This is a genomic window from Streptomyces resistomycificus (assembly GCF_001514265.1).
GTDB classification, from domain to species: Bacteria; Actinomycetota; Actinomycetes; order Streptomycetales; family Streptomycetaceae; genus Streptomyces; species Streptomyces resistomycificus.
Map to the genome: position 1 here is coordinate 651,967 of NZ_KQ948990.1, position 20,886 is coordinate 672,852.

At 69.7% G+C, this 20,886-nt stretch carries 15 protein-coding genes; 10 read left to right on the forward strand and 5 right to left on the reverse strand.

The window, feature by feature from the left end; all coding sequences use genetic code 11:
• Nucleotides 1-149 precede the first annotated feature (149 nt).
• Nucleotides 150-1,565 carry a hypothetical protein gene (locus AQJ84_RS43720; RefSeq protein WP_310591745.1) on the reverse strand — a complete coding sequence of 472 codons (1,416 nt, stop codon included), beginning with the start codon at nucleotides 1,563-1,565 and terminating at the stop codon, nucleotides 150-152.
• A 328-nt stretch (nucleotides 1,566-1,893) separates the two neighbouring features.
• On the opposite strand from AQJ84_RS43720, the gene AQJ84_RS13005 reads away from it, so the two are divergent.
• From AQJ84_RS13005 to AQJ84_RS13015, 3 genes are all read left to right on the forward strand, one after another.
• Nucleotides 1,894-3,144 carry a glycosyl hydrolase family 18 protein gene (locus AQJ84_RS13005; RefSeq protein ID WP_078632212.1) on the forward strand — a complete coding sequence of 417 codons (1,251 nt, stop codon included), beginning with the start codon at nucleotides 1,894-1,896 and terminating at the stop codon, nucleotides 3,142-3,144.
• A 134-nt stretch (nucleotides 3,145-3,278) separates the two neighbouring features.
• The gene (locus AQJ84_RS13010; RefSeq protein WP_053190202.1) at nucleotides 3,279-4,283 is read left to right on the forward strand and encodes a phosphotransferase family protein; all 1,005 of its coding nucleotides are present in this window, start codon (nucleotides 3,279-3,281) and stop codon (nucleotides 4,281-4,283) included.
• A gap of 90 nt (nucleotides 4,284-4,373) precedes the next feature.
• The gene (locus AQJ84_RS13015) at nucleotides 4,374-5,315 is read left to right on the forward strand and encodes a class I SAM-dependent methyltransferase (RefSeq protein ID WP_030042884.1); all 942 of its coding nucleotides are present in this window, start codon (nucleotides 4,374-4,376) and stop codon (nucleotides 5,313-5,315) included.
• Here the strand turns inward: AQJ84_RS13015 and AQJ84_RS13020 are convergent.
• The 4 genes from AQJ84_RS13020 to AQJ84_RS13035 are packed head-to-tail and all read right to left on the reverse strand — an operon-like array spanning nucleotide 5,307 to nucleotide 9,213.
• Nucleotides 5,307-6,083 (reverse strand): succinate dehydrogenase/fumarate reductase iron-sulfur subunit, encoded by a 777-nt coding sequence (locus AQJ84_RS13020; RefSeq protein ID WP_030042883.1) that lies wholly within the window; start codon nucleotides 6,081-6,083, stop codon nucleotides 5,307-5,309. The genes AQJ84_RS13015 and AQJ84_RS13020 overlap by 9 nt on opposite strands.
• A complete protein-coding gene (locus AQJ84_RS13025) occupies nucleotides 6,080-8,023 on the reverse strand; it encodes a fumarate reductase/succinate dehydrogenase flavoprotein subunit (protein WP_030042882.1) in 1,944 nt (647 codons plus the stop codon). Before AQJ84_RS13025 ends, AQJ84_RS13020 begins: the two co-directional genes overlap by 4 nt.
• The gene (locus AQJ84_RS13030; RefSeq protein WP_030042881.1) at nucleotides 8,023-8,862 is read right to left on the reverse strand and encodes a hypothetical protein; all 840 of its coding nucleotides are present in this window, start codon (nucleotides 8,860-8,862) and stop codon (nucleotides 8,023-8,025) included. Before AQJ84_RS13030 ends, AQJ84_RS13025 begins: the two co-directional genes overlap by 1 nt.
• Before the next feature lie 60 nt (nucleotides 8,863-8,922).
• Nucleotides 8,923-9,213, reverse strand: a complete 291-nt coding sequence (locus tag AQJ84_RS13035) for a hypothetical protein (RefSeq protein ID WP_030042880.1) — start codon at nucleotides 9,211-9,213, stop codon at nucleotides 8,923-8,925.
• Between the two features lie 298 nt (nucleotides 9,214-9,511).
• On the opposite strand from AQJ84_RS13035, the gene AQJ84_RS13040 reads away from it, so the two are divergent.
• The 7 genes from AQJ84_RS13040 (at nucleotide 9,512) to AQJ84_RS13070 (ending at nucleotide 20,786) form a co-directional block, all read left to right on the forward strand.
• A complete protein-coding gene (locus AQJ84_RS13040; protein WP_053190201.1) occupies nucleotides 9,512-11,839 on the forward strand; it encodes an ABC transporter family substrate-binding protein in 2,328 nt (775 codons plus the stop codon).
• A gap of 139 nt (nucleotides 11,840-11,978) precedes the next feature.
• A complete protein-coding gene (gene typA / locus AQJ84_RS13045; RefSeq protein WP_030042878.1) occupies nucleotides 11,979-13,886 on the forward strand; it encodes a translational GTPase TypA in 1,908 nt (635 codons plus the stop codon).
• Nucleotides 13,887-14,552: 666 nt separating this feature from the next.
• Nucleotides 14,553-15,590, forward strand: a complete 1,038-nt coding sequence (locus tag AQJ84_RS13050) for an ABC transporter permease (protein WP_030042877.1) — start codon at nucleotides 14,553-14,555, stop codon at nucleotides 15,588-15,590.
• Between the two features lie 100 nt (nucleotides 15,591-15,690).
• On the forward strand, nucleotides 15,691-17,499 hold the full coding sequence (locus AQJ84_RS13055; protein WP_030042876.1) for an ABC transporter substrate-binding protein: 1,809 nt from the start codon (nucleotides 15,691-15,693) through the stop codon (nucleotides 17,497-17,499).
• 98 nt (nucleotides 17,500-17,597) lie between these two features.
• Nucleotides 17,598-18,578: an ABC transporter permease gene (locus AQJ84_RS13060; RefSeq protein WP_030042875.1), complete on the forward strand. Its 981-nt coding sequence runs from the start codon at nucleotides 17,598-17,600 to the stop codon at nucleotides 18,576-18,578.
• 10 nt (nucleotides 18,579-18,588) lie between these two features.
• A complete protein-coding gene (locus AQJ84_RS13065) occupies nucleotides 18,589-19,650 on the forward strand; it encodes an ABC transporter ATP-binding protein (protein ID WP_053190200.1) in 1,062 nt (353 codons plus the stop codon).
• A gap of 11 nt (nucleotides 19,651-19,661) precedes the next feature.
• The gene (locus tag AQJ84_RS13070) at nucleotides 19,662-20,786 is read left to right on the forward strand and encodes an ABC transporter ATP-binding protein (protein ID WP_059198819.1); all 1,125 of its coding nucleotides are present in this window, start codon (nucleotides 19,662-19,664) and stop codon (nucleotides 20,784-20,786) included.
• Nucleotides 20,787-20,886 lie beyond the last annotated feature (100 nt).

A 20,886-nucleotide genomic window follows, 5' to 3' on the forward strand; every position in this document is an offset into this window, starting at 1 on the left:
CCCGTGAACTGCGGAATCTGATCCGGCTTGATCACGCCCCACTCACCCCGTTAATCCGTACCGCACACTTGGAATCACTCGCGTTGCGATCGGATCAGCGTACTAAGTGGGCGAGATGGCGGCTGGAAGCGTCACGGACAACTGCGTTGCTACGTGGCTGAAAATCCCCGCCGCCCCCGGGTCTCCGGCCCACCGAAACTGCCCGCCGGGCTGGCCGGTGAGGTGCCGTCCAGGAGGATGCCGCCCAGTACCGCACCGGCGGTGCCGCTTGCGTGTCCGTCCGCTCCTGCGTGGGGGTTGCCGTGTGTTCGTACGTCCTGTTCGGCGATCTCGCGGGCCCGCTGGGCGAGTTCGTCGGCGCGGGGGCGGTCCTCAGGGGTGCCGGTCGCGAGCACGCGTTCCGCTTCTGCCAGGTGGAGGCGGGCGGTGGCGCCCACCGCGGCTCGGTGCGTCGTGACGAAGTCGGCAGCCGCGGTGGTGGTGCTGCGGGCAGCGCACAGGGCGGCGGTCGCGAGGACGCCGGAGCGGCCCGTGGCGACGGGGGTCACCGCCCGGACGATCCGGCGCAGGGAGTCCAGGGGGTCGTAGGGCTGTCCGGACGTCAACTCGACTCGTACGGCGGCCAGTACGGCGTTCGCGTGCAGGACCGTCGTCCGCACCTCACCGGGCGGCATGTCCGTCACCCGGGTCCCCGCGTCGGCGATCTCCGCCTCCGCACCGGTGAGCGCGGCCGGGACGAGCGCGGCGGCCTCCTCCAGTTCGGCGGCGAGCCGGTCGACTCCGGTGATGAGGACGGTCGCCTGGGACACGGCGCCCTCGGCTGCGCGCAGATCGTTCGCCGCTCGCTCCGCCTCCCCTCGATCCGACGCCTGACGGGCCTGGTTGAGATGGGTGGTCGCGAACACCAGCCGGTCCTTGGCCTGTTCGGGGTATCCCGTCACGGCCGCCGACGCGGACGACGCGTAGCGTCGGCCCAGGTCGGCCAGGACCACCTCGGTCGTGCCGACGCGCCCCGCCAGTTCCCGGAAACGGGTCTCGGCCGTCTCCAGTGCCTCCGCCAACTGCCCCTCCAGTGCGCGGAGCCGGTCGAAGGCGGGGGCCTCGGAGTCCAGGCGGCGGCCGACCTCCTGGCAACGGCCCACGATCCCGGCGAGGGCATGGTGCCGGGACGCCTTGTCGGCCGGGATGCCGGCGTCGTACTGCTGCCGTATGCGGAAGGCGGCCGACAGTTCCGACTCCGCGTCCCGAAGCGCCTGCGCGAAGGGGGCGACGGCCGTCGATCCGGCGCGAGCCTCGGCGAAGTCCAGGTCCTCGCGGCTGGTGCGGATCCAGTTGTCGGCCTCGGTCAGCAGTGACCGGGACTGCTCGTCGAGGTCGGTGACGGGCGGGGTGGTGGGGGCGGCGGAGGCGGAGTGGGCGGGGTGGGCGCTTCCGCCGGGGGTGGTGCGGGTCCGGGCTCGTCGGGTGCGGCGTACGTACCCGTAGCCGGCCAGTGCGCCGACCGCGCCCAGAACCACGAGCGGGAGGGCCAGGTCCGCGACCGATGCGTCCGAAGTGTCGGACACGTCAGAGCCGCCCTCGCCCTCCGGGGCAGCCGCGGACACGAAGGTACCGGCGCTCGCGGTGACCGGAAGGTCCCTGCTGATCGCAACCGGAACGTTGGTGCTGATCGTCATCCCCGGCAACACCAGCCACGCGATCCCGACCGCCCCGCCTGCCACGGCATGCGCCACCCGCACCGGTATGTGGGAGCGGGTCCGCCGCGGTCGGCCCCGGATCAAGGATGACGTCACATTCCGGAGCGTATGGGGAGGAATGCCCCCTCGCGACCGGGGTGGGGTGGGCGGGCGATCGGGCCAGGGACGCGCAACGGAACGTTCTGGGGGGACAGGGATGGCAGCACCGCAGGAGCAGGAGCAGGAGCAGGGACACCAGCGGGAGGAGACCCGAAGCCCAGAGCGAGAGCCGGAGGAACAGGCACCGGAGACACTGGCAGCGGAGGAACAGGTACCGGGGGAACAGGCACCGGACGAACAGGCACCGGAGAAACCGGAGCAGGAGCGAATACGGGCCGAGGCAGCCGGTCAGGATCAGGAACAGCGACCCCAGCCCGACACTGCCCGCAAGCCCCCGCGCCGCCGCTGGGTCCGCTGGACCCGCCGGACCGCCCTCGCACTCGTCCTGATCGTCGTCGTCCCGGTCCTCGCCTCCCAGATCGCCCTCAGGATCAACTACGCGGGCGACCCTGCGGACGGCACGTACACCCGGAACAAGGACGCGATCTGGCTGGGCCACGCCTGGGTCGACGGCCGGAAGAAGGACGCCGACGTCACCGCACTCGCCCGGGACCTGGAGACCACCGGGATCCGCGACCTCTACGTCCACTCGGGTCCGCTGGAGCACGACGGCACGCTCCCCGAGTCGGCGTACCCGCGTGCCCGGTGGTTCATCGACGCCGTGCACACCGCGGCGCCCGGCATCCGCGTCCAGGCCTGGCTCGGAGACGTACTCGCCACGGAGAGCCCCAACGGCATGCGGCTGGAGCGTCCCGAGACGCGCGCGGCCGTCGTCGCCTCCACCCGGCAGATCCTCGCCACCGGCTACGACGGGGTCCACTTCGACCTCGAGCCCCTGCACTCGGACGACGACGACTACCTGACCCTCCTCGACTCCCTGCGCGAGGTCACCCGCGCGGACCGGGCGCAGCTGTCGATCGCGGCCCACCAGATCGACCCGGTCCCGGGCTTCCACTCCTTCTGGGGCACGGTCGCCGGCCACCCGAAGTGGTGGTCGCAGGAGTTCTTCGGGCAGGTGGCCCGCCGCGTCGACCAGATCGCGGTGATGTCATACGACACCATGCAGCCGCTGCAGAGCACCTACGGCGGCTATGTCGCCCAGCAGACCTCGCTGGCGTTGGAGGTCACCCCGAAGTCCACCGACCTGCTGATGGGCCTGCCCTTCTACCACGAGAACCGGTTCGGGCACTGGAACCACGCGGAGACGGTCTCCGCCGCCGTCCGGGGTGTCCGGCTCGGCCTGTCCCGCACGGACGCCGACCGCGCCGACTTCGGCGTCGCCGCGTACGTGGACTTCGCGGCCACGGAGGAGGACTGGACGGCATACCGCGAGGGATGGGTGCGCTGACGGCCCACGGCCCACGGCCCACGGCTGACGGCTGACGGCTGACGGCTGACGGCCGATTGACATCGACGCCGACGACGGCCGACCGCGCCGGAAACCGGCTGCGGTAGGCCTTCGGCGGGTGCGAGCATCCGACGATGACCGTCACCCGCAAGCCCCTCACCCGCGCCGATCTGGCCCCCCTCGCCCGTGCGGCCACCGGCCCCCGCCGCACGCTCGCCGGCGTCGACAGGCTGCGTGGCGGCTCCAAGAAGGGCGTCTACCGGCTGACCTTCGACGACGACTCCACCTCTGTCGCCTACGTCTGGTCGGCGGACGAGGACTACTGGGACGCCGGGCCCTCGGACCCGCGCGACCCGTTCTCCCACGGCACCGGCCTCGACCTGCTCACCGCGGCGCACGACCGGCTGGCCGCGGCCGGTGTCCGCACGCCCCGCCTCCTGTACGCCGACGCCACGCACACGCACCTGCCGGCGGACGCGGCGGTCGTGGAGGACGTCACGGGCGGGAGCCTGGAGGAGACGCTGGAGCGCGACCCGGTCGCGGGCCGGGCGGCGCTGGAGCGGCTGGCCGACCTGCTCGCCACGCTGCACGCGCAGGAGGGGCCGGCCTTCGGCAAGGTCGCCCTCGTCGACAACGGCGGTGTCTCGTCGGCGCGCTCCTGCGAGCAGCGCGTCACCGAGGGCGCGCTCGGCGACATCGCGGCCACCGCCGTACGCGACGAACGGATCGCCGCCGCACGCGACGACCTGGAGAGCGCCGTACGGAAGCTGTCCGCCGCGGTCCGGCCGCGTGGCCGGCACACCCTCGTCCACGGCGAACTCGGCCCGGACCACGTCCTGCTGGACGGCGGGGGCGCCCCCGTCCTGATCGACGTCGAGGGACTGATGTACCTCGACGTGGAGTGGGAGCACGTCTTCCTGGAGCTGCGCTTCCACGAGGCGTACGACCTCCTGCGCACCCCCGGCCTGGACGAGGACCGGCTCCGCCTCTACCGCCTGGCCATGCGCCTGTCCCTGGTCGCCGGCCCCCTCCGTCTCCTCGACGGCGACTACCCCGACCCGGGGCCGATGCGGGCCATCGCCGAGCACAACCTGCGCAGGGCGCTGGAGCTGGTCGGGCGTCGGGGCGCGGTGACGTAAGCGTTCCGTGGCCGAGACGTCATGCGCCCTTCGCCCGCGCGGGTGCGTCTGTTGGTTGTGAGCGGGCTGTGAGCGTCCTACCGTCCCCGGATGCGAGCGCTACTCACCAGCAGGACGGCCCGCCGTGCCCTGCGGCCGATCGTCGAACTCATCGACCAGCGCATCGAGCGCCAGGTCCGCCGAGCCCTCGGGAACACCGTCGGCCACCCCGCCGGCGGTGCCACGCCCGACGCGGTGCGGAGGGAAATGGAGAAGCTGCGCAGCCGCCAGCGCCCCCTGGAGCTCTTCTTCGACGGCACCGGACGCGGCGCGTCCCGGCTGCCCTCCGCACCCCACCTCGACCGCACGATCGCCGAGCTGGCGCAGGTCACCGGCGACCGGGAAGGCGCCGAGCGCAATGTCGCCCAGGCCTTCCGGCTGCTCATCGCCATGGAGGCGCTCGGGGTCGGCCGGATCGCCGGCGGCACCATGAACATCGTCGGCAAGCTGTCCGCCGTACCGCTGCTGGATCCGCCGAACGACGACATCCTGGAGATCGGCACCCTGTACGGGATGTTCGGCGCGGCCCTGATCCGGATGATGGAACGCGCGGGGCGCGACCCGCGGCTGACGATCGTCGATCCGCTCGCGGGCACCCAGTTGCAGCCCGGCGCCAGCATGGGCGACGACGCCTCGGGCACACCCGTGCAGGGAGCGGCGGTACGCGTCAACCTGGGCCTGGCGGGAGCGGCCGGTGCCGCCGCCCGGATCCGGCAGGGCTTCTCCGAGGACCCCGAGGTGCGTGCCCTGGTCGCCGACCGCCCCTACGGCGTGATCGTCGTCGACGGCGACCACTCCGCGGCCGGTGTCGCCGCCGACCTGGAGTGGGCCGAGCAGATCGTCGCGCCCGGCGGCATCGTCGTCCTGGACGACTTCGGGCACCCGAAGTGGCCGGGCATCAAGGAGGCCTTCGACAAGCACATGGCCACGGACACCCGGTTCACCTTCCTCGGTCAGGTCGCGCACTCGGGGTACCTCAGGGCCTCAGCCTGACGAGGTCCGCCGCCGGATCCTGTCGCCGAGCCACACGAGCGGGTCGTACTTGCGGTCGACCGCCCGTTCCTTCAGGGGGATCAGCGCGTTGTCCGTGATCTTGATGCCTTCGGGGCAGACCTCCGTACAGCACTTGGTGATGTTGCAGTAACCGAGGCCGTGCTCGTCCTGCGCGGTCCGCTTGCGGTCCAGGCCGCTCTCCTCGGCCGCGTCCAGCGGGTGCATGTCCAGCTCCGCGACCCGCATCAGGAAGCGCGGCCCGGCGAAGGCCGCCTTGTTCTCCTCGTGGTCGCGGACCACATGGCAGGTGTCCTGGCACAGGAAGCACTCGATGCACTTGCGGAACTCCTGCGACCGGTCCACGTCCTCCTGCGTCATCCGGTACTCACCGGGACCGAGGTCCTCCGGCGGCACGAAGGCCGGCACCTCGCGCGCCTTCTCGTAGTTGAACCCGACGTCCGTGACGAGATCCCGTACGACGGGAAAGGCGCGCAGCGGGGTGACGGTGATCGTCTCCTCGCGGGTGAACACCGACATGCGGGTCATGCACATCAGCCGGGGCCGCCCGTTGATCTCCGCCGAGCACGAACCGCACTTGCCCGCCTTGCAGTTCCAGCGGACGGCGAGGTCGGGGGCCTGGGTGGCCTGGAGGCGGTGGACGATGTCCAGCACCACCTCGCCCTCGTTCACCTCGACCTCGAAGTCCTCCAGGCCGCCGCCCCGCACATCACCGCGCCACACCTTGAAGTGGGCCGTGTAGCCGCTCATTCGTAGAGCTCCTCTTCGGCGAGGTACTTGACCAGCTCCTCCTTGTCGAAGAGGGCGAGCAGGTCGGGACGGACGGGGTCGGTGGACTCCCGGGTGAGGTCGATCTGGCCGCGCACCGGGTCGGTGGCCGCCAGCCCACCGGTCGGGTCCGTGAGCCGGCACAGCAGGTTGACGCGGCGCCACGCGCGTTCCATCGCCGGGTGGTCCTCGCGTGTGTGACCGCCGCGCGACTCCGTGCGCTCCAGCGCGGCCCGGGCCACGCACTCGCTGACCAGGAGCATGTTCCTGAGGTCGAGGGCGAGATGCCAGCCGGGGTTGAACTGGCGGTGCCCCTCGACGCCGGCCCGCCGGGCCCGTACGCGCAGCTCGGCCAGCTTGTCCAGGGCCTGCCGCATCTCCCCCTCGCGGCGGATGATGCCGACGAGGTCGTTCATCGTCTGCTGGAGTTCCTGGTGGAGGGTGTACGGGTTCTCCGGCGGGCGGCCCTCCTCCTCGCCTGGCGGCTGCCCCTCGGCGGAGAAGGGGCGCAGCGCCTCCGCGGCCGCCGCGTCGATCTCGACGTCGTCCACGGGAGGCCGGCCCCCGGCGAGCCCGGCCGCGTACTGCGCCGCGTGCAGTCCCGCCCGGCGCCCGAAGACCAGCAGGTCGGAGAGCGAGTTGCCGCCGAGGCGGTTCGAGCCGTGCATGCCGCCGGCGACCTCACCGGCCGCGTACAGTCCCGGCACCCCGCGGGCGGCCGCCGTGTCGGACTCGACGGCGATGCCGCCCATCACGTAGTGACAGGTGGGCCCGACCTCCATCGGCTCCGCGGTGATGTCGACGTCGGCCAGCTCCTTGAACTGGTGGTACATCGACGGCAGCCGACGCCGGATGACCTCGGCGGGCATCCGCGTCGACACGTCCAGGAAGACCCCGCCGTGCGGGGAGCCGCGGCCCGCCTTCACCTCGGAGTTGATGGCGCGGGCCACCTCGTCGCGGGGGAGCAGCTCGGGGGGACGCCGGTTGTTGTCGGGGTCCTCGTACCAGCGGTCGCCCTCCTCCTCCGACTGGGCGTACTTCTCCTTGAAGACGTCGGGGATGTAGTCGAACATGAACCGCTTGCCCTCGGAGTTGCGCAGCACTCCGCCGTCGCCGCGCACCGACTCCGTGACGAGGATGCCCTTCACCGACGGCGGCCAGACCATGCCCGTCGGGTGGAACTGCACGAACTCCATGTTCAGCAGGGGCGCGCCCGCCAGCAGGGCCAGCGCGTGGCCGTCGCCGGTGTACTCCCACGAGTTCGACGTGACCTTGAAGGACTTGCCGATACCGCCGGTCGCGATCACCACGGCGGGGGCTTCGAGGACGAAGAAACGGCCCGTCTCGCGGTCGTAGGCGAAGACCCCGGACACGCGGCTCCCGTCCTTGAGGACCCGGGTGACCGTGCACTCCTGGAACACCTTCAGGCGGGACTCGTAGTCGCCGGTCTCCTTGAAGTCCTCCTGCTGCAACGACACGATCTTCTGCTGGAGGGTGCGGATCAGCTCCAGGCCCGTGCGGTCGCCGACGTGGGCGAGCCGCGGGTACTCGTGGCCGCCGAAGTTGCGCTGCGAGATCCGGCCGTCCTTCGTACGGTCGAAGAGGGCGCCCCAGGTCTCCAGCTCCCACACCCGCTGCGGAGCCTCCTGGGCGTGCAGCTCGGCCATCCGCCACTGGTTGAGGAACTTGCCGCCGCGCATGGTGTCGCGGAAGTGGACCTCCCAGTTGTCGCCGGAGTTCACGTTGCCCATCGCCGCGGCGATGCCGCCCTCGGCCATCACCGTGTGCGCCTTGCCGAACAGCGACTTGCAGATCACCGCGGTACGGGCACCGCGCTCGCGCGCCTCGATGGCGGCCCGCAGTCCGGCGCCGCCGGCACCGACCACGACGACGTCCCACTCCTGGCGGTCGACCACGGACATCAGAACAACCTCGGATCGTCGAAGGCGCCGGAGGCGACCAGGTACACGTAGAAGTCGGCCAGCGCCACGCTCACCAGCGACGCCCAGGCCAGCTGCATGTGGCGGGCGTTCAGCCTGCCCACCAGTTGCCACGCCTTGTAGCGCACGGGGTGTCGGGAGAAGTGCTTGAGCTTGCCGCCGACGATGTGCCGGCAGGAGTGGCAGGAGAGGGTGTACGCCCAGATCAGCACGATGTTGACCAGGAACACCAGGGTGCCCAGGCCCATGTGGCCCCACGCGTAGTGCTCGTCACGGAAGGCGAGCACGGTGTCGTAGGTCAGGATCCCGGCGACGAGGATCGCGGCGTAGAAGAAGTACCGGTGGATGTTCTGCAGCACCAGCGGGAAGCGGGTCTCGCCCGAGTACTTCTTGTGGGGCTCGGCGACCGCGCAGGCCGGCGGGGACGCCCAGAAACCCCGGTAGTAGGCCTTGCGGTAGTAGTAGCAGGTCAGGCGGAAGCCGAGTGGGAAGATCAGGATGATGATCGCGGGGGAGATGCCCCACCAACTGCCGAAGAGGTCGGCGTTGGGGCCGCCGCGCATCGGCTCGCAGTTCTCCGCCAGGCAGGGGGAGTAGAACGGCGAGACGTACGGTGCCGCGTAGTAGTCGGTGTTCGCGAACGCCCGCCAGGTCGAGTACACGATGAAGGCGAACAGGCCGGCGGCCGTGGCGGCCGGGGCCAGCCACCAGCGGTCGGTGCGCAGGTGCGGGGCGGCGATCGCGGCGCGCGTACCGGTGCGTACGCCGCCGCGCGGGGGATGTGGTTCCTCGGTGGCTGGGGGTTCCGTACCAGTGGCCAATTCATGACTCCGGTCGGGTCGGGACTCCGGACGCTCAGGCCTCTTCGCAGGACAGGGGTCCTAGGGAGCGCGGCGGTCCCGGGCGCCGAGTCCCTCGTCGTCCGAGTCCGTCCACAGGCTGTTGTCGTACGGGGTGTCGGGGATCGATACGAGTTCCGGGCGCCGGGGCTTGGCCGGTCCGGCGTCGGTCTCCCGCAGCAGCGCGAGGCTCTCGCGCAGGCGGTCGGCGTCCGCCCGGACGCGGCGCATCTCCAGGCCACCGCTGCCGAGCTGCTGTTCCAGGCGTTTCACGGACCTGAGCAGCTCGTCGAGGCATCGCTGGGCTGACGTCAGTTCGTCGTGCACGGACATGACGTGACCTCACTTCCGTGGGCGGCGTCGCCCTGGGCGGGAACGGTCATGCGCCTGCGAGTGTTGCGCGTCACACCTCCCGGTGGGAAGCCGTGTGCATGGATTGGCGGATCGTGTCTCTCTCCGCGCGCCCCCGGCGCGCCGCGGATTGCGCCGCACGGGTGGCTTCGAGCCGTCCTCCGCCGTGTCGCCGCCCCCTGCTGAACCCTTTCCTCTTCAGTGGCCGCATACATCTGATCAGCTCCATATACCGCCAAACGTGATCAAAACCGGCGGCCCACTCCCGGAGGTAGAAGGCATGTCTCACGACGGCGTCGGACTGCGCGCGGTCATGCGCTCGGTCGCCTTCCTCACCGCGGGCGCGCTCGCGGTGCCCCTGCTCGCCGGATGCAGTTCCGAGGACCAGGCCGGCAAGCCCCTCGCGAAGCAGGACATCGCGCCGGCCGGGCGGGCCCGGATCGCCGACGGTGGCACGCTGCGCTGGGCCGTGGACGCCGTGCCGGAGACGCTGAACACGTTCCAGGCGGACGCGGACGCGGCGACCAGCCGGGTCGCGCAGGCCGTACTGCCGTCGATGTTCCGGCTGGACGAGCGGGGCCGGCCGGAGCGCAACCCGGACTACCTGGAGTCCGCGAAGGTCGTCGACACCGAGCCGAAGCAGGTCGTGCTCTACAAGCTGAACCAGCAGGCCGTGTGGAGCGACGGCCGCGAGATCGGCGCGGCCGACTTCGCCGCCCAGTGGCGGGCCCTGTCCGGCAAGGACACCGCGTACTGGACCGCGCGCAACGCCGGGTACGAACGCATCGAGAAGATCGAGCGCGGGGCGAACGACCTGGAGGTACGGGTCACCTTCGAGCGGCCGTACGCCGACTGGCGGTCGCTGTTCTCGCCGCTGTACCCCAAGGACGTCATGGGCACCCCGGACTCCTTCAACGACGGGGCCCGCCGCAAGCTCAAGGTCACCGCCGGTCCCTTCGCCGTGAAGAAGGTGGACCGCGGTGACGACGAGGTCGTCCTCACCCGCAATCCGCGCTGGTGGGGACAGCCCGCCAAGCTCTCCGAGATCGTGCTGCGGGCCGTACCGCACGACAAGCGGGCCGCCGCGCTGGCGGCCGGGACCCTCGACCTGGCCGAGGTCGACCCCGAGTCCGCCGAGCACCTCACCCTCGCCCAGCGGGCCGGCGGCAAGGGCACGCGCACGCCGCTGCAGGGCCCGGGGGAGCGCAAGACCTCGGAGGACGAGGCGAGCGCCGACGAGGAGAGGGGCTCCGACGAGGACGGGACGAGCGCCGACCAGGAGCGGAGCTCCGAGCGGGAGGCCGGCTCCGACGAGGCCGCGGGCTCCGGCACGGGCTCCGACTCGGACAGCGACTCGGACAGCGACTCCGACTCCGACTCCGACGGGAAAGCGGGCTCCGACGAGAAGCAGGGCAAGGCGGCCGGCGGGTTCGAGCGTCGTCGGGCGGCCCTGCCGGGGTTCGAGGTCCGCACGTCGCTGGAGCCCGCGTACACCCAGCTCGCCCTCAACGGCGCAGGCGGTCCGCTCGCCGACGAGCGGGTCCGCCGGGCCGTGGCCCGCGCCCTCGACCGGGAGGCGCTCGCGAAGGCCGTCCTCAAGCCGCTCGGACTGCCCGCCGTACCGGTCGGCAGCCACCTCGCCCTGTCCGGGCAGGCCGCCTACGCCGACAACAGCGGCGCCCTCGGCGGCCAGGACACCGACGAGGCGCAGGCGCTGCTCGCCGACGCCGGTTGGGTGCTCGGCGGGCCGATCACGAAGAAGAAGGGTGAGAAGGCGGCCGGCGCCGAAGGGGAGAAGTCGGGGAAGTCGGAGAAGTCGGAGAGCTCCGAGGAGGAGTCGGCCGGCGGCGACGACGGCACGTACATCGTCGGCGAGGACGACAAGGCGCCCGGCGAGGCCGACCGCGGCGGGGAGAGCGGCAAGCACCTCGCCCAGGACGGCAAGCAGTACACGAGCAAGTCGAAGCCGGGCGGCGCGCCCGGCGCCTACGCCCCCCTGGGCACCGCCGCCCCTGCGGCCGTCCCGGCCGGGCCCGCCACGCTGGCCAAGGACGGCAAGCCGCTCACCCTCCGTTTCGTGCTCCCCTCGGGCAGCGGCTCGCGGACCCTGCGCACCGTGGCCGACCGGATCAGCCGCATGCTGAAGAAGGTCGGCATCCGCACCGAGATCTCCAAGGTGGCCGACGAGAGCTACTTCAAGGACCACATCGCGTCCGGCCAGTACGACCTCGCCCTGTACTCCTGGCCCGCCTCCGCCTTCCCCGCCACCGACGCCCGGCCCATCTTCGCCAAGCCGGTGCCGGCCGCCGACGGCTCCCTGAACGTCGAGCAGAACTACACCCGCGTCGGTACCGACCAGGTCGACCAGCTCTTCGACCAGGCCGTCGGCACCCTCGACGAGGGCGAGCACCGCGGGCTCATCCGCAAGGCCGACTCCCGTATCTGGGCGGCGGCGGGCTCCATCCCCCTCTACCAGCGTCCCCAGCTCACGGCCGCGCGAAAGGACCTGGTCAACGCCGGTTCCTTCGGATTCGAGACACCGGTCTACGAGGACATGGGCTTCCTCAAGAAGGGCTCGAAGGCGGCCCCGGGCCCGTCACGGAAGTGAGCCGCGTGGCCCTGTGGAGGCCGTCTCCGTCAGGGCCACGTACCATGGGGTGAGGCCGTGGCGTGTCCAGCCCGGCAGGGTCCGCGCGACACAGATGTCAGCGCAGGCCGTCCTCACACTCCGGGAGAAGCGCCTCAATATGGCCACGCGCCACGACATCCGCAACGTCGCCATCGTCGCCCACGTCGACCATGGCAAGACCACCTTGGTCGACGCCATGCTCAAGCAGGCCGGTGCCTTCGCCGCGCACGCCGCCGAGTCGCTTGACGACCGCATGATGGACTCGAACGACCTGGAGCGTGAGAAGGGCATCACGATCCTGGCCAAGAACACCGCGGTGAAGTACCACCCGAAGGATGGCGGCGACGTCATCACGATCAACATCATCGACACCCCTGGTCACGCCGACTTCGGTGGCGAGGTCGAGCGCGGTCTGTCGATGGTGGACGCGGTCGTGCTCCTCGTCGACGCCTCCGAGGGCCCGCTGCCCCAGACCCGTTTCGTGCTGCGCAAGGCGCTGCAGGCCCGCCTGCCCGTCATCCTGTGCATCAACAAGACGGACCGCCCCGACTCGCGCATCGACGAGGTCGTGAACGAGGCGTACGACCTCTTCCTCGACCTCGACGCCGACGAGGACCAGATCGAGTTCCCCATCGTCTACGCGTGTGCGCGTGACGGTGTCGCCTCGCTGACCAAGCCGGAGGACGGCACCGTCCCGGCCGACAGCGACAGCCTGGAGCCCTTCTTCTCCACGATCCTGTCCCACGTGCCGGCTCCGGAGTACGACGAGGCGGCCCCGCTCCAGGCGCACGTCACCAACCTGGACGCCGACAACTTCCTCGGCCGTATCGCGCTCCTGCGCGTCGAGCAGGGTGAGCTGCGCAAGGGCCAGACCGTCACCTGGATCAAGCGCGACGGCACGATGGCCAACGTCCGCATCACCGAGCTGATGATGACCGAGGCGCTCACCCGCAAGCCGGCCGAGGTGGCCGGCCCCGGTGACATCTGCGCGGTCGCCGGTATCCCGGACATCATGATCGGCGAGACCCTCGCCGACCCCGAGAACCCGATCCCGCTGCCGCTGATCACGGTCGACGAGCCGGCGATCTCCATGACCATCGGCACCAACACCTCGCCGCTGGTCGGCCGGGGCGGCACCGGCAAGGGCGCGGACAACAAGGCCGCGGTCAAGGACCGCAAGGTCACCGCCCGTCAGGTCAAGGACCGCCTGGACCGCGAGCTGGTCGGTAACGTCAGCCTCCGCGTCCTCGACACCGAGCGTCCCGACGCCTGGGAGGTCCAGGGGCGTGGCGAGCTGGCGCTGGCCATCCTGGTCGAGCAGATGCGCCGCGAGGGCTTCGAGCTGACCATCGGCAAGCCGCAGGTCGTCACCAAGGAGGTCGACGGCAAGACCTACGAGCCCGTCGAGCGCATGACGATCGACGTGCCCGAGGAGCACATGGGCGCGGTCACGCAGCTCATGGGTGTCCGCAAGGGCCGGATGGACAACATGTCCAACCACGGCTCCGGCTGGGTCCGCATGGAGTTCGTCGTGCCGTCGCGTGGCCTCATCGGCTTCCGGACCGAGTTCCTGACCGGAACCCGCGGCACCGGCATCGCGCACTCCATCCACGAGGGTCACGAGCCGTGGTTCGGCACGCTGACCACCCGTAACAACGGCTCCCTGGTCGCCGACCGCGCCGGCGCCGTCACCGCGTTCGCGATGACGAACCTCCAGGAGCGCGGCGTGCTGTTCACCGACCCCGGCACCGAGGTGTACGAGGGCATGATCGTCGGCGAGAACTCGCGCTCCGACGACATGGACGTGAACATCACCAAGGAGAAGAAGCTCACGAACATGCGGTCTTCCTCGGCCGACTCGTTCGAGGCGATCGTCCCGCCGCGCAAGCTCTCCCTGGAGCAGTCGCTGGAGTTCTGCCGCGACGACGAGTGCGTCGAGGTCACCCCGGAGGCGGTTCGCATCCGCAAGGTGAACCTGGACGCCCGTGAGCGCGCCCGCGCCGCGAGCCGCGCCAAGCACGGCTGACACTCAGCCGGCTGACAGCCCGAAGCCCGGTTGCCCCCATGGTGGGGGCAACCGGGCTTTTTGCAACCGGTTTTCGCCTCGTTCGCGAGCGGCCGCTGTCCGAAATGCGGAGATCCCTGCCCGGTACACATGTAACACGTCCGTTTCGCACCCTTCTTGCGTCGAACAGTTTGTCCAAGTTTTGGAAGATGTACGCGTCAGCTGTGACTGAATTGAGATTTAAAGACGGTGGTCGGTAGTTGGCTCATGGCAGATAGTTAGCCGCGTAGCGCTCGGGTCAATGGGTCTCGCGCCGTGGGGACGGCGCCGACTCACGAGCACCAGGGGGTGTCTGACCCTCCGTCAGGGGTGTCGGAGGACAGACATGTGCCCCCTCCTGTTGGTGAACACGTGGAGTCATGAGGAGGAGTCCCATGCGCGGTGTCACAAGCACCAGGTGGGTCACAGCGTCATCCGTAGCCGTCAAGTGCCCGTCACTGTACGGCGATTGCCACTGAGCGCAGGCGGCCGGCGGCTCGGCACGCCCAGGCGCCTACGCGCGTCCGGCTGCGCGTTTCCCGCCTGCTTCGCGGTGTCCTGACGCTTCTTCATGATCCGGTCCGCGACCGCGCACTCCTGCGCCGGTCGTCGGCTCGGCACACCCACATCCTGTGAAATGGGCGAACTGTGACAAGTCCTATCGACATCGAGGGCGGCGGAACGTCGGTCGTCGTCGACGGCGAGAAAGAGCCGAAGGCGAAACCGGACGAGGCCAAGCAGCTCGAGGGCCGGTCTCCCGGCCAGCTGATGTGGATCCGCTTCAAGCGGGACCGCACCGGCGTGATCTCGGCCTACGTGGTGATCTTCTTCTTCGTGGTCGGGCTCGCCGCGCCGCTGATCTCCAAGCTGTACGGCAAGAACCCGTACACCGTGTACGCGGACGAACGCCCCGAACTCTTCGACAGCGCGGGTGTGCCGCTGCAGCCCAACGGCGGGATCAGCGGCGAGTTCTGGTTCGGCCTGGAGCCGGGCAACGGCTACGACGTCTTCACCAAGCTGCTGTACGGCATCCGCAACTCCCTGATGATCTCCCTGGCGGTCACCCTCGCGACGGTCCTGACGGGCATCATCCTCGGTGTCGCCGCGGGCTATCTCGGCGGCAAGATCGACTACTTCGTCAGCAGGCTGATCGACTTCCTGCTGGCCCTCCCCTCGCAGCTCTTCTTCATCGCGAGCATGCCGGTCGTGGTCTCGCTGTTCGTGAGCCCCAGGGACGAGACGCCCGTGTACGTCCGGGTGGTCGCCCTGATCTCGGTGATGTGGGTCCTGGGCTGGATGAGCCTGGCCCGCATCCTGCGCGGCACCGCGCTCGCCCTGCGGGAAAGGGAGTTCATCGAGGCGGCCAAGGTGAGCGGGGCACCGCCCGGGCGCATCATCCGCAAGGAGATCCTGCCCAACGTGGTCACGCCGATCCTGGTGCAGTCGACCTACATGCTTCCCAACTTCGTGACCGCCGAGGCCGGACTGTCCTTCCTCGGCGTGGGACTCGTCGAACCGACGCCGGACTGGGGCCAGATGTTCTCCAAGGCGGCGACCGAGCTCGTGATGCAGAACGACCTCACCTACATGTTCTTCCCGGGCATCTCGATGATCATCTTCATCGTGGCGTTCAACCTGCTCGGGGACTCGGTCAGGGACGCCTTCGACCCCAAGACGGCGCGCTGACCGCCAGGTTGTGGGCATCCGCCCGACACACACCGGCCGGCACGTAGGCCGGTTCGCACTGTCAATGCACTGGTGACACAAGATGGGTGGAATCTGAGTGATGGGTAAGGGTGGACGCCACGCGCACGCCGCGCTCTCACTGCTCGCGGCGGGGGCTCTCGTGCTCACCGGCTGCAGCGAGGGTGGCAGCAAGGGCAGCAGCAACAACAAGGACGACGAGAAGAACGCCGAGCGGCAGCAGTCCGGCATCTCCTTCGGGGACGCCAAGGCCTCGACCGGCCCGGCCGCCGAGGTCTCCGGCGCCAAACCGGGCGGCACCATCACGGTGCTCCAGCGGGACAGCTTCGCGCACCTCGACCCCGGACAGATCTACGTCTCGGACGAGATGGCGCTCTCGCAGCTGATCCACCGCGGGCTGACCTCCTACAAGGCCACCAGCGACGACGGTCAGAAGCACGAGGTCGTCGGCGACCTGGCCACCGACAGCGGCCAGACCACCGACGGCGGCAAGACCTGGACGTACAAGCTCAAGGACGGGATCAAGTGGGCCGACGGCTCCGCGATCACCGCCGCCGACGTCCGGCACACCTTCGAGCGGCTGTTCGCTCCGTTCGTCTCCAACGGCCCGACGTTCATCCAGCAGTGGATGGCCGACACCCCGGGCGCTGAGTACCGCAAGCTCCTCAAGGACGGCCCGTACGACGGCAAGCACCTGCCGGACAGCGTCCTGTCGACGCCGGACGACAAGACCATCGTCTTCAAGTTCAAGAACGCGAAACCCGACCTGCCGTACGCCCTCGCCATGGCGGGTTACTCCCTCGTGTCGGAGAAGAAGGACACCAAGGAGAAGTACGACAAGGCCCCGATGACGGCGGGCCCGTACAAGATCCAGGAGTTCAAGTCCGGCAAGTCGATGAAGCTGGTCAAGAACACCAACTGGGACCCGAAGACGGACGCGGTCCGCCACCAGTACGTCAACGAGTTCAACTTCGAGTTCAACAAGCAGTACGAGGACTCCACCAAGGCGATCCTCGACGACAGCGGCACCAACGCGACCGCGATCAGCTTCAGCAACCAGGTCGACGCGGGCAACCTGTCGAAGGTCCTCGCCGACTCGGCCCTCAAGTCCCGCACGGTCTCCGGCTACCAGCCGTACGTCGGGCAGATGAACATCAACCTGTCGCAGCCCGAGATGAAGTCGAAGGAAGTGCGCGAGGCCATCGCCTACGCACTGCCCATCACCCCGTTCGTGCGCGCCTACGGCGGCACCGACGCGATGGAGGTCGCCGGCGGTCTGATCAGCCCGACGGTGTCCGGCTACGACGCGAGCTTCGACCCCTTCGGCAAGAAGAAGAAGCCCGCGGGTGACCCGGCCAAGGCGAAGGAACTGCTCGAGAAGGCCGGCAAGGTGGGCCTGAAGCTGACCTTCGGCTACATCAACACCCCTGAGGGCCAGCAGTACTCCACCGCCATGGCCGCGGGTCTGGAGAAGGCCGGCTTCGACGTGCAGCGCCAGGAGATCCCGGCCGAGACCTACTACGACCAGGTCAGCAAGGTCAAGAACAACTACGACATCTACCACACCGCGTGGGGTGCCGACTGGCCGAGCGCGTCCACCGTGATCCCGCCGCTGTACGACGGCCGCCAGATCCAGGACGGTGCCTCCAACTACTCGCACATCAACGACCCCAAGGTGAACGCCGACATCGACCGCGTCACCGCCCTGACCGACCCGGTCAAGGCCGCCGAGGAGTGGAACAAGATCAACGAGTACATCGTGAAGGACGTCGTCTCCAACATCCCGACGGCGTACTACAAGCAGACCCAGATCGCCGGGTCCAAGATCGGCGGCCTCGTGTACGACGACGTCATCGGCGGCGTCGACCCGCGCAGGCTGTTCGTGAAGTAACCCGTCCAAGCGGCCTCAGGTGCGCCCCGTCCCGTCCCGCGACGTGACGTGGCGCACCGCGCCGCCCAGGCTTCCGACGCCCGAAAGCTGCCACTGAGATGCTGCGCTTCCTCTTCCGCCGGATCCTCGGCTCCCTGGTGATCCTGCTTCTGCTGACCGTGGTCGCCTTCCTGCTGTTCTTCGGTATGCCCCGCGATCCGGCGCTGCTGATGTGCGGCAAGACGTGCACCCCCGACGCCCTCGCGAACATCCACCACACCCTCGGGCTCGACAAGTCGATCCCGGAGCAGTACTGGATCTTCCTGCAGGGTCTGGTGATGGGCCGCGACACCTTCCCGCAGGGGCCCTGCCCGGCCCCCTGTTTCGGCTACTCGTACCACACCAACGAGGCGGTCTGGTCGACCCTGATGGACCGGCTGCCGCTCACGCTCTCCCTGGCGTTCGGCGCCACCATCGTCTTCCTGTTCGTCGGGCTCGGTACCGGACTGGTCGCCGCATGGAAGCGCGGCACACTCGTCGACAAGTCGTTCACCGCCGGCTCGATGGTGATCAGCTCGATGCAGATCTACTTCCTCGGCCCCCTGGCGCTGGCGATCCTGGTGTACCAGACGCACATCTTCGACGAACCCAGGTACACCAGCCTCACCGACAACCCGGCCGCCTGGTTCACCGGACTGCTGATCCCCTGGGCCGTGCTCTCGACGATCTTCGCCGCGCAGTACACCCGTATGGCGCGCTCCGCGATGATCGAGCAGCTCCAGGAGGAACACGTCCGCACGGCCCGCGCCAAGGGCATGAGCCGCCGCTTCGTGTTCTTCCGGTACGCATGGCGCGGCTCCCTCATCCCGATCATCACCATCCTCGGCATCGACCTCAGCTCGCTGCTCGGCGGCGCGATCATCACCGAGTACACCTTCGGGCTACCGGGGCTGGGACGGCTCGCGGTGGAGTCCGTGCAGTTCAGCGATCTTCCACTGCTGCTCGGGGTGATGATCTTCTCCGCCGCCGCGATCCTGCTGTGCAACATCATCGTCGACGCCTGCTACGCCTTCATCGACCCGCGCGTGCGGCTGTCCTAGGAGCTCTGTCGTGACCACTGTGACCAAGGAAGCCGGTGCTCCTTCGCCGGCCGACGCGGGCGCCTTCCTCTCGGTGCGGGACCTGCACGTCAGCTTCAAGACCGAGGACGGGATCGTCAGGGCCGTGGACGGGCTCTCCTTCGACCTGGAGCGCGGCAAGACGCTGGGCATCGTCGGCGAGTCCGGCTCGGGCAAGTCCGTGACCAACCTGACCATCCTGGGCCTGCACAGCCCGAAGTTCACCACCGTCGAGGGCGAGATCCTCCTGGAGGGCAAGGAGCTGACGACCGCCCGGGAGTCCGAGCTGGAGAAGCTGCGCGGCAACAAGGTCGCCATGATCTTCCAGGACCCGCTCACCGCCCTGTCGCCGTACTACACGGTGGGCCGGCAGATCGCCGAGCCGTTCATGAAGCACATGGGTGCCTCCAAGAAGGCGGCGTGGGAGCGGGCGGTGGAGATGCTCGGCAAGGTCGGCATCCCCAACCCCAAGGAACGGGCGAAGGACTACCCGCACCAGTTCTCCGGCGGCATGCGCCAGCGCGCGATGATCGCGATGGCCCTGGTCTGCGACCCCGACCTGCTGATCGCGGACGAGCCGACCACCGCCCTCGACGTGACCGTCCAGGCACAGATCCTCGACCTCCTGAACGACCTCCAGCAGGAGTTCGGGTCGGCGATCATCTTCATCACGCACGACCTCGGCGTCATCGCCGACATGGCCGACGACATCATGGTGATGTACGCGGGCGGCGCGATCGAGCGCGGCACCACGAACCAGGTCCTCCGCTCCCCGCAACACCCGTACACCTGGGGCCTGCTGAACTCCATGCCCCGGCTGGACTCGGACCTCTCGGCCGCGCTCGCGCCGATCCCCGGCGCCCCGCCCTCCCTGCTCACCCCGCCGTCCGGCTGCCGTTTCCATCCGCGCTGCACCTTCCAGGACCGCGTCGGCGGCAACCGATGTGTCACCGAACGCCCGCCGCTGGCCCCGGACCGGGCCTCCGCCTGCCATCTCACGGCGGAGCAGAAGCGGACCATCTTCGTCGAAGAGATCAAGCCCCGCCTGGGCTAGGAGGACCCGTCATGAAAGAGGACCTCGTCCTCCCCGCCCCACGCGAGGCCGCCACGGACGGCGCCGGTGAACCGCTGCTCGTGGTGGAGGGGCTCCGCAAGCACTTCCCGATCAAGGGCGGCTTCCCGATCCGGCGCACGGTCGGCGCCGTGCAGGCCGTCGACGGCATCGACCTGACCGTGCGAGCCGGCGAGAGCTTCGGCCTGGTGGGGGAGTCGGGCTGCGGAAAGTCCACGACCGGCCGGCTGATCACGCGGCTCCTGGAGCCCACCTCCGGGACCATCTCGTACCGCGGCAAGGACATCACGCACGCCGGCCGCAAGCAGCTCGCGCCGATCAGGTCCGAGATCCAGATGATCTTCCAGGACCCGTACTCCTCACTCAACCCCCGCCAGACGGTCGGCAAGATCATCTCCGGGCCGATGGAGATCAACGGGATCGAGCCGACGGGCGGCCGGGAGAAGCGGGTCCGTGAGCTCCTGGAGATCGTCGGCCTCAACCCCGAGCACTACAACCGTTTCCCGCACGAGTTCTCCGGCGGCCAGCGCCAGCGCATCGGTGTCGCCCGCGCCCTGGCCCTCGAACCGAAGCTGATCGTGGCCGACGAACCGGTCTCCGCACTGGACGTCTCCATCCAGGCACAGGTCGTCAACCTGCTCCAGAAGGTCCAGCAGGAGCTCGGCATCGCGTTCCTGTTCATCGCCCACGACCTGGCTGTCGTACGGCACTTCTCGCAGCGCGTGGCGGTCATGTACCTCGGCAAGGTGATCGAGGTCGGCGACCGCGAATCCATCTACACCCGCCCCCGCCACCCCTACACGCACGCCCTGCTGTCGGCCGTACCCGAGGTGAACCTGCACGACGAGGAGGCCGGCCGGCGGGAGCGCATCCGGCTGGCCGGCGACGTCCCCTCGCCCATCTCGCCGCCCTCCGGCTGTCGGTTCCGCACCCGCTGCTGGAAGGCACAGGACAAGTGCGCGGCACAGGAGCCGCCGCTGGTCCGGCTGTCCGGGAACCGCGACGGCCACCTGACGGCCTGTCACTTCCCGGAGGACCCGACGATCGAGGGCCGCGAGGAGGACATCGTCCTCGACCCGGCGCTGGCCGCGCTGGAGGAGGACATCGAGCGCCCGTAGCCGCAGGCCGGCCGGCCGCCGGGCACGGTGGCGACGTCCGGTGCGGCGGGGGCGCACGGTCCCCGCTTTCCTCGTCGCCGCACTGCCGGTCAGTCGGCTG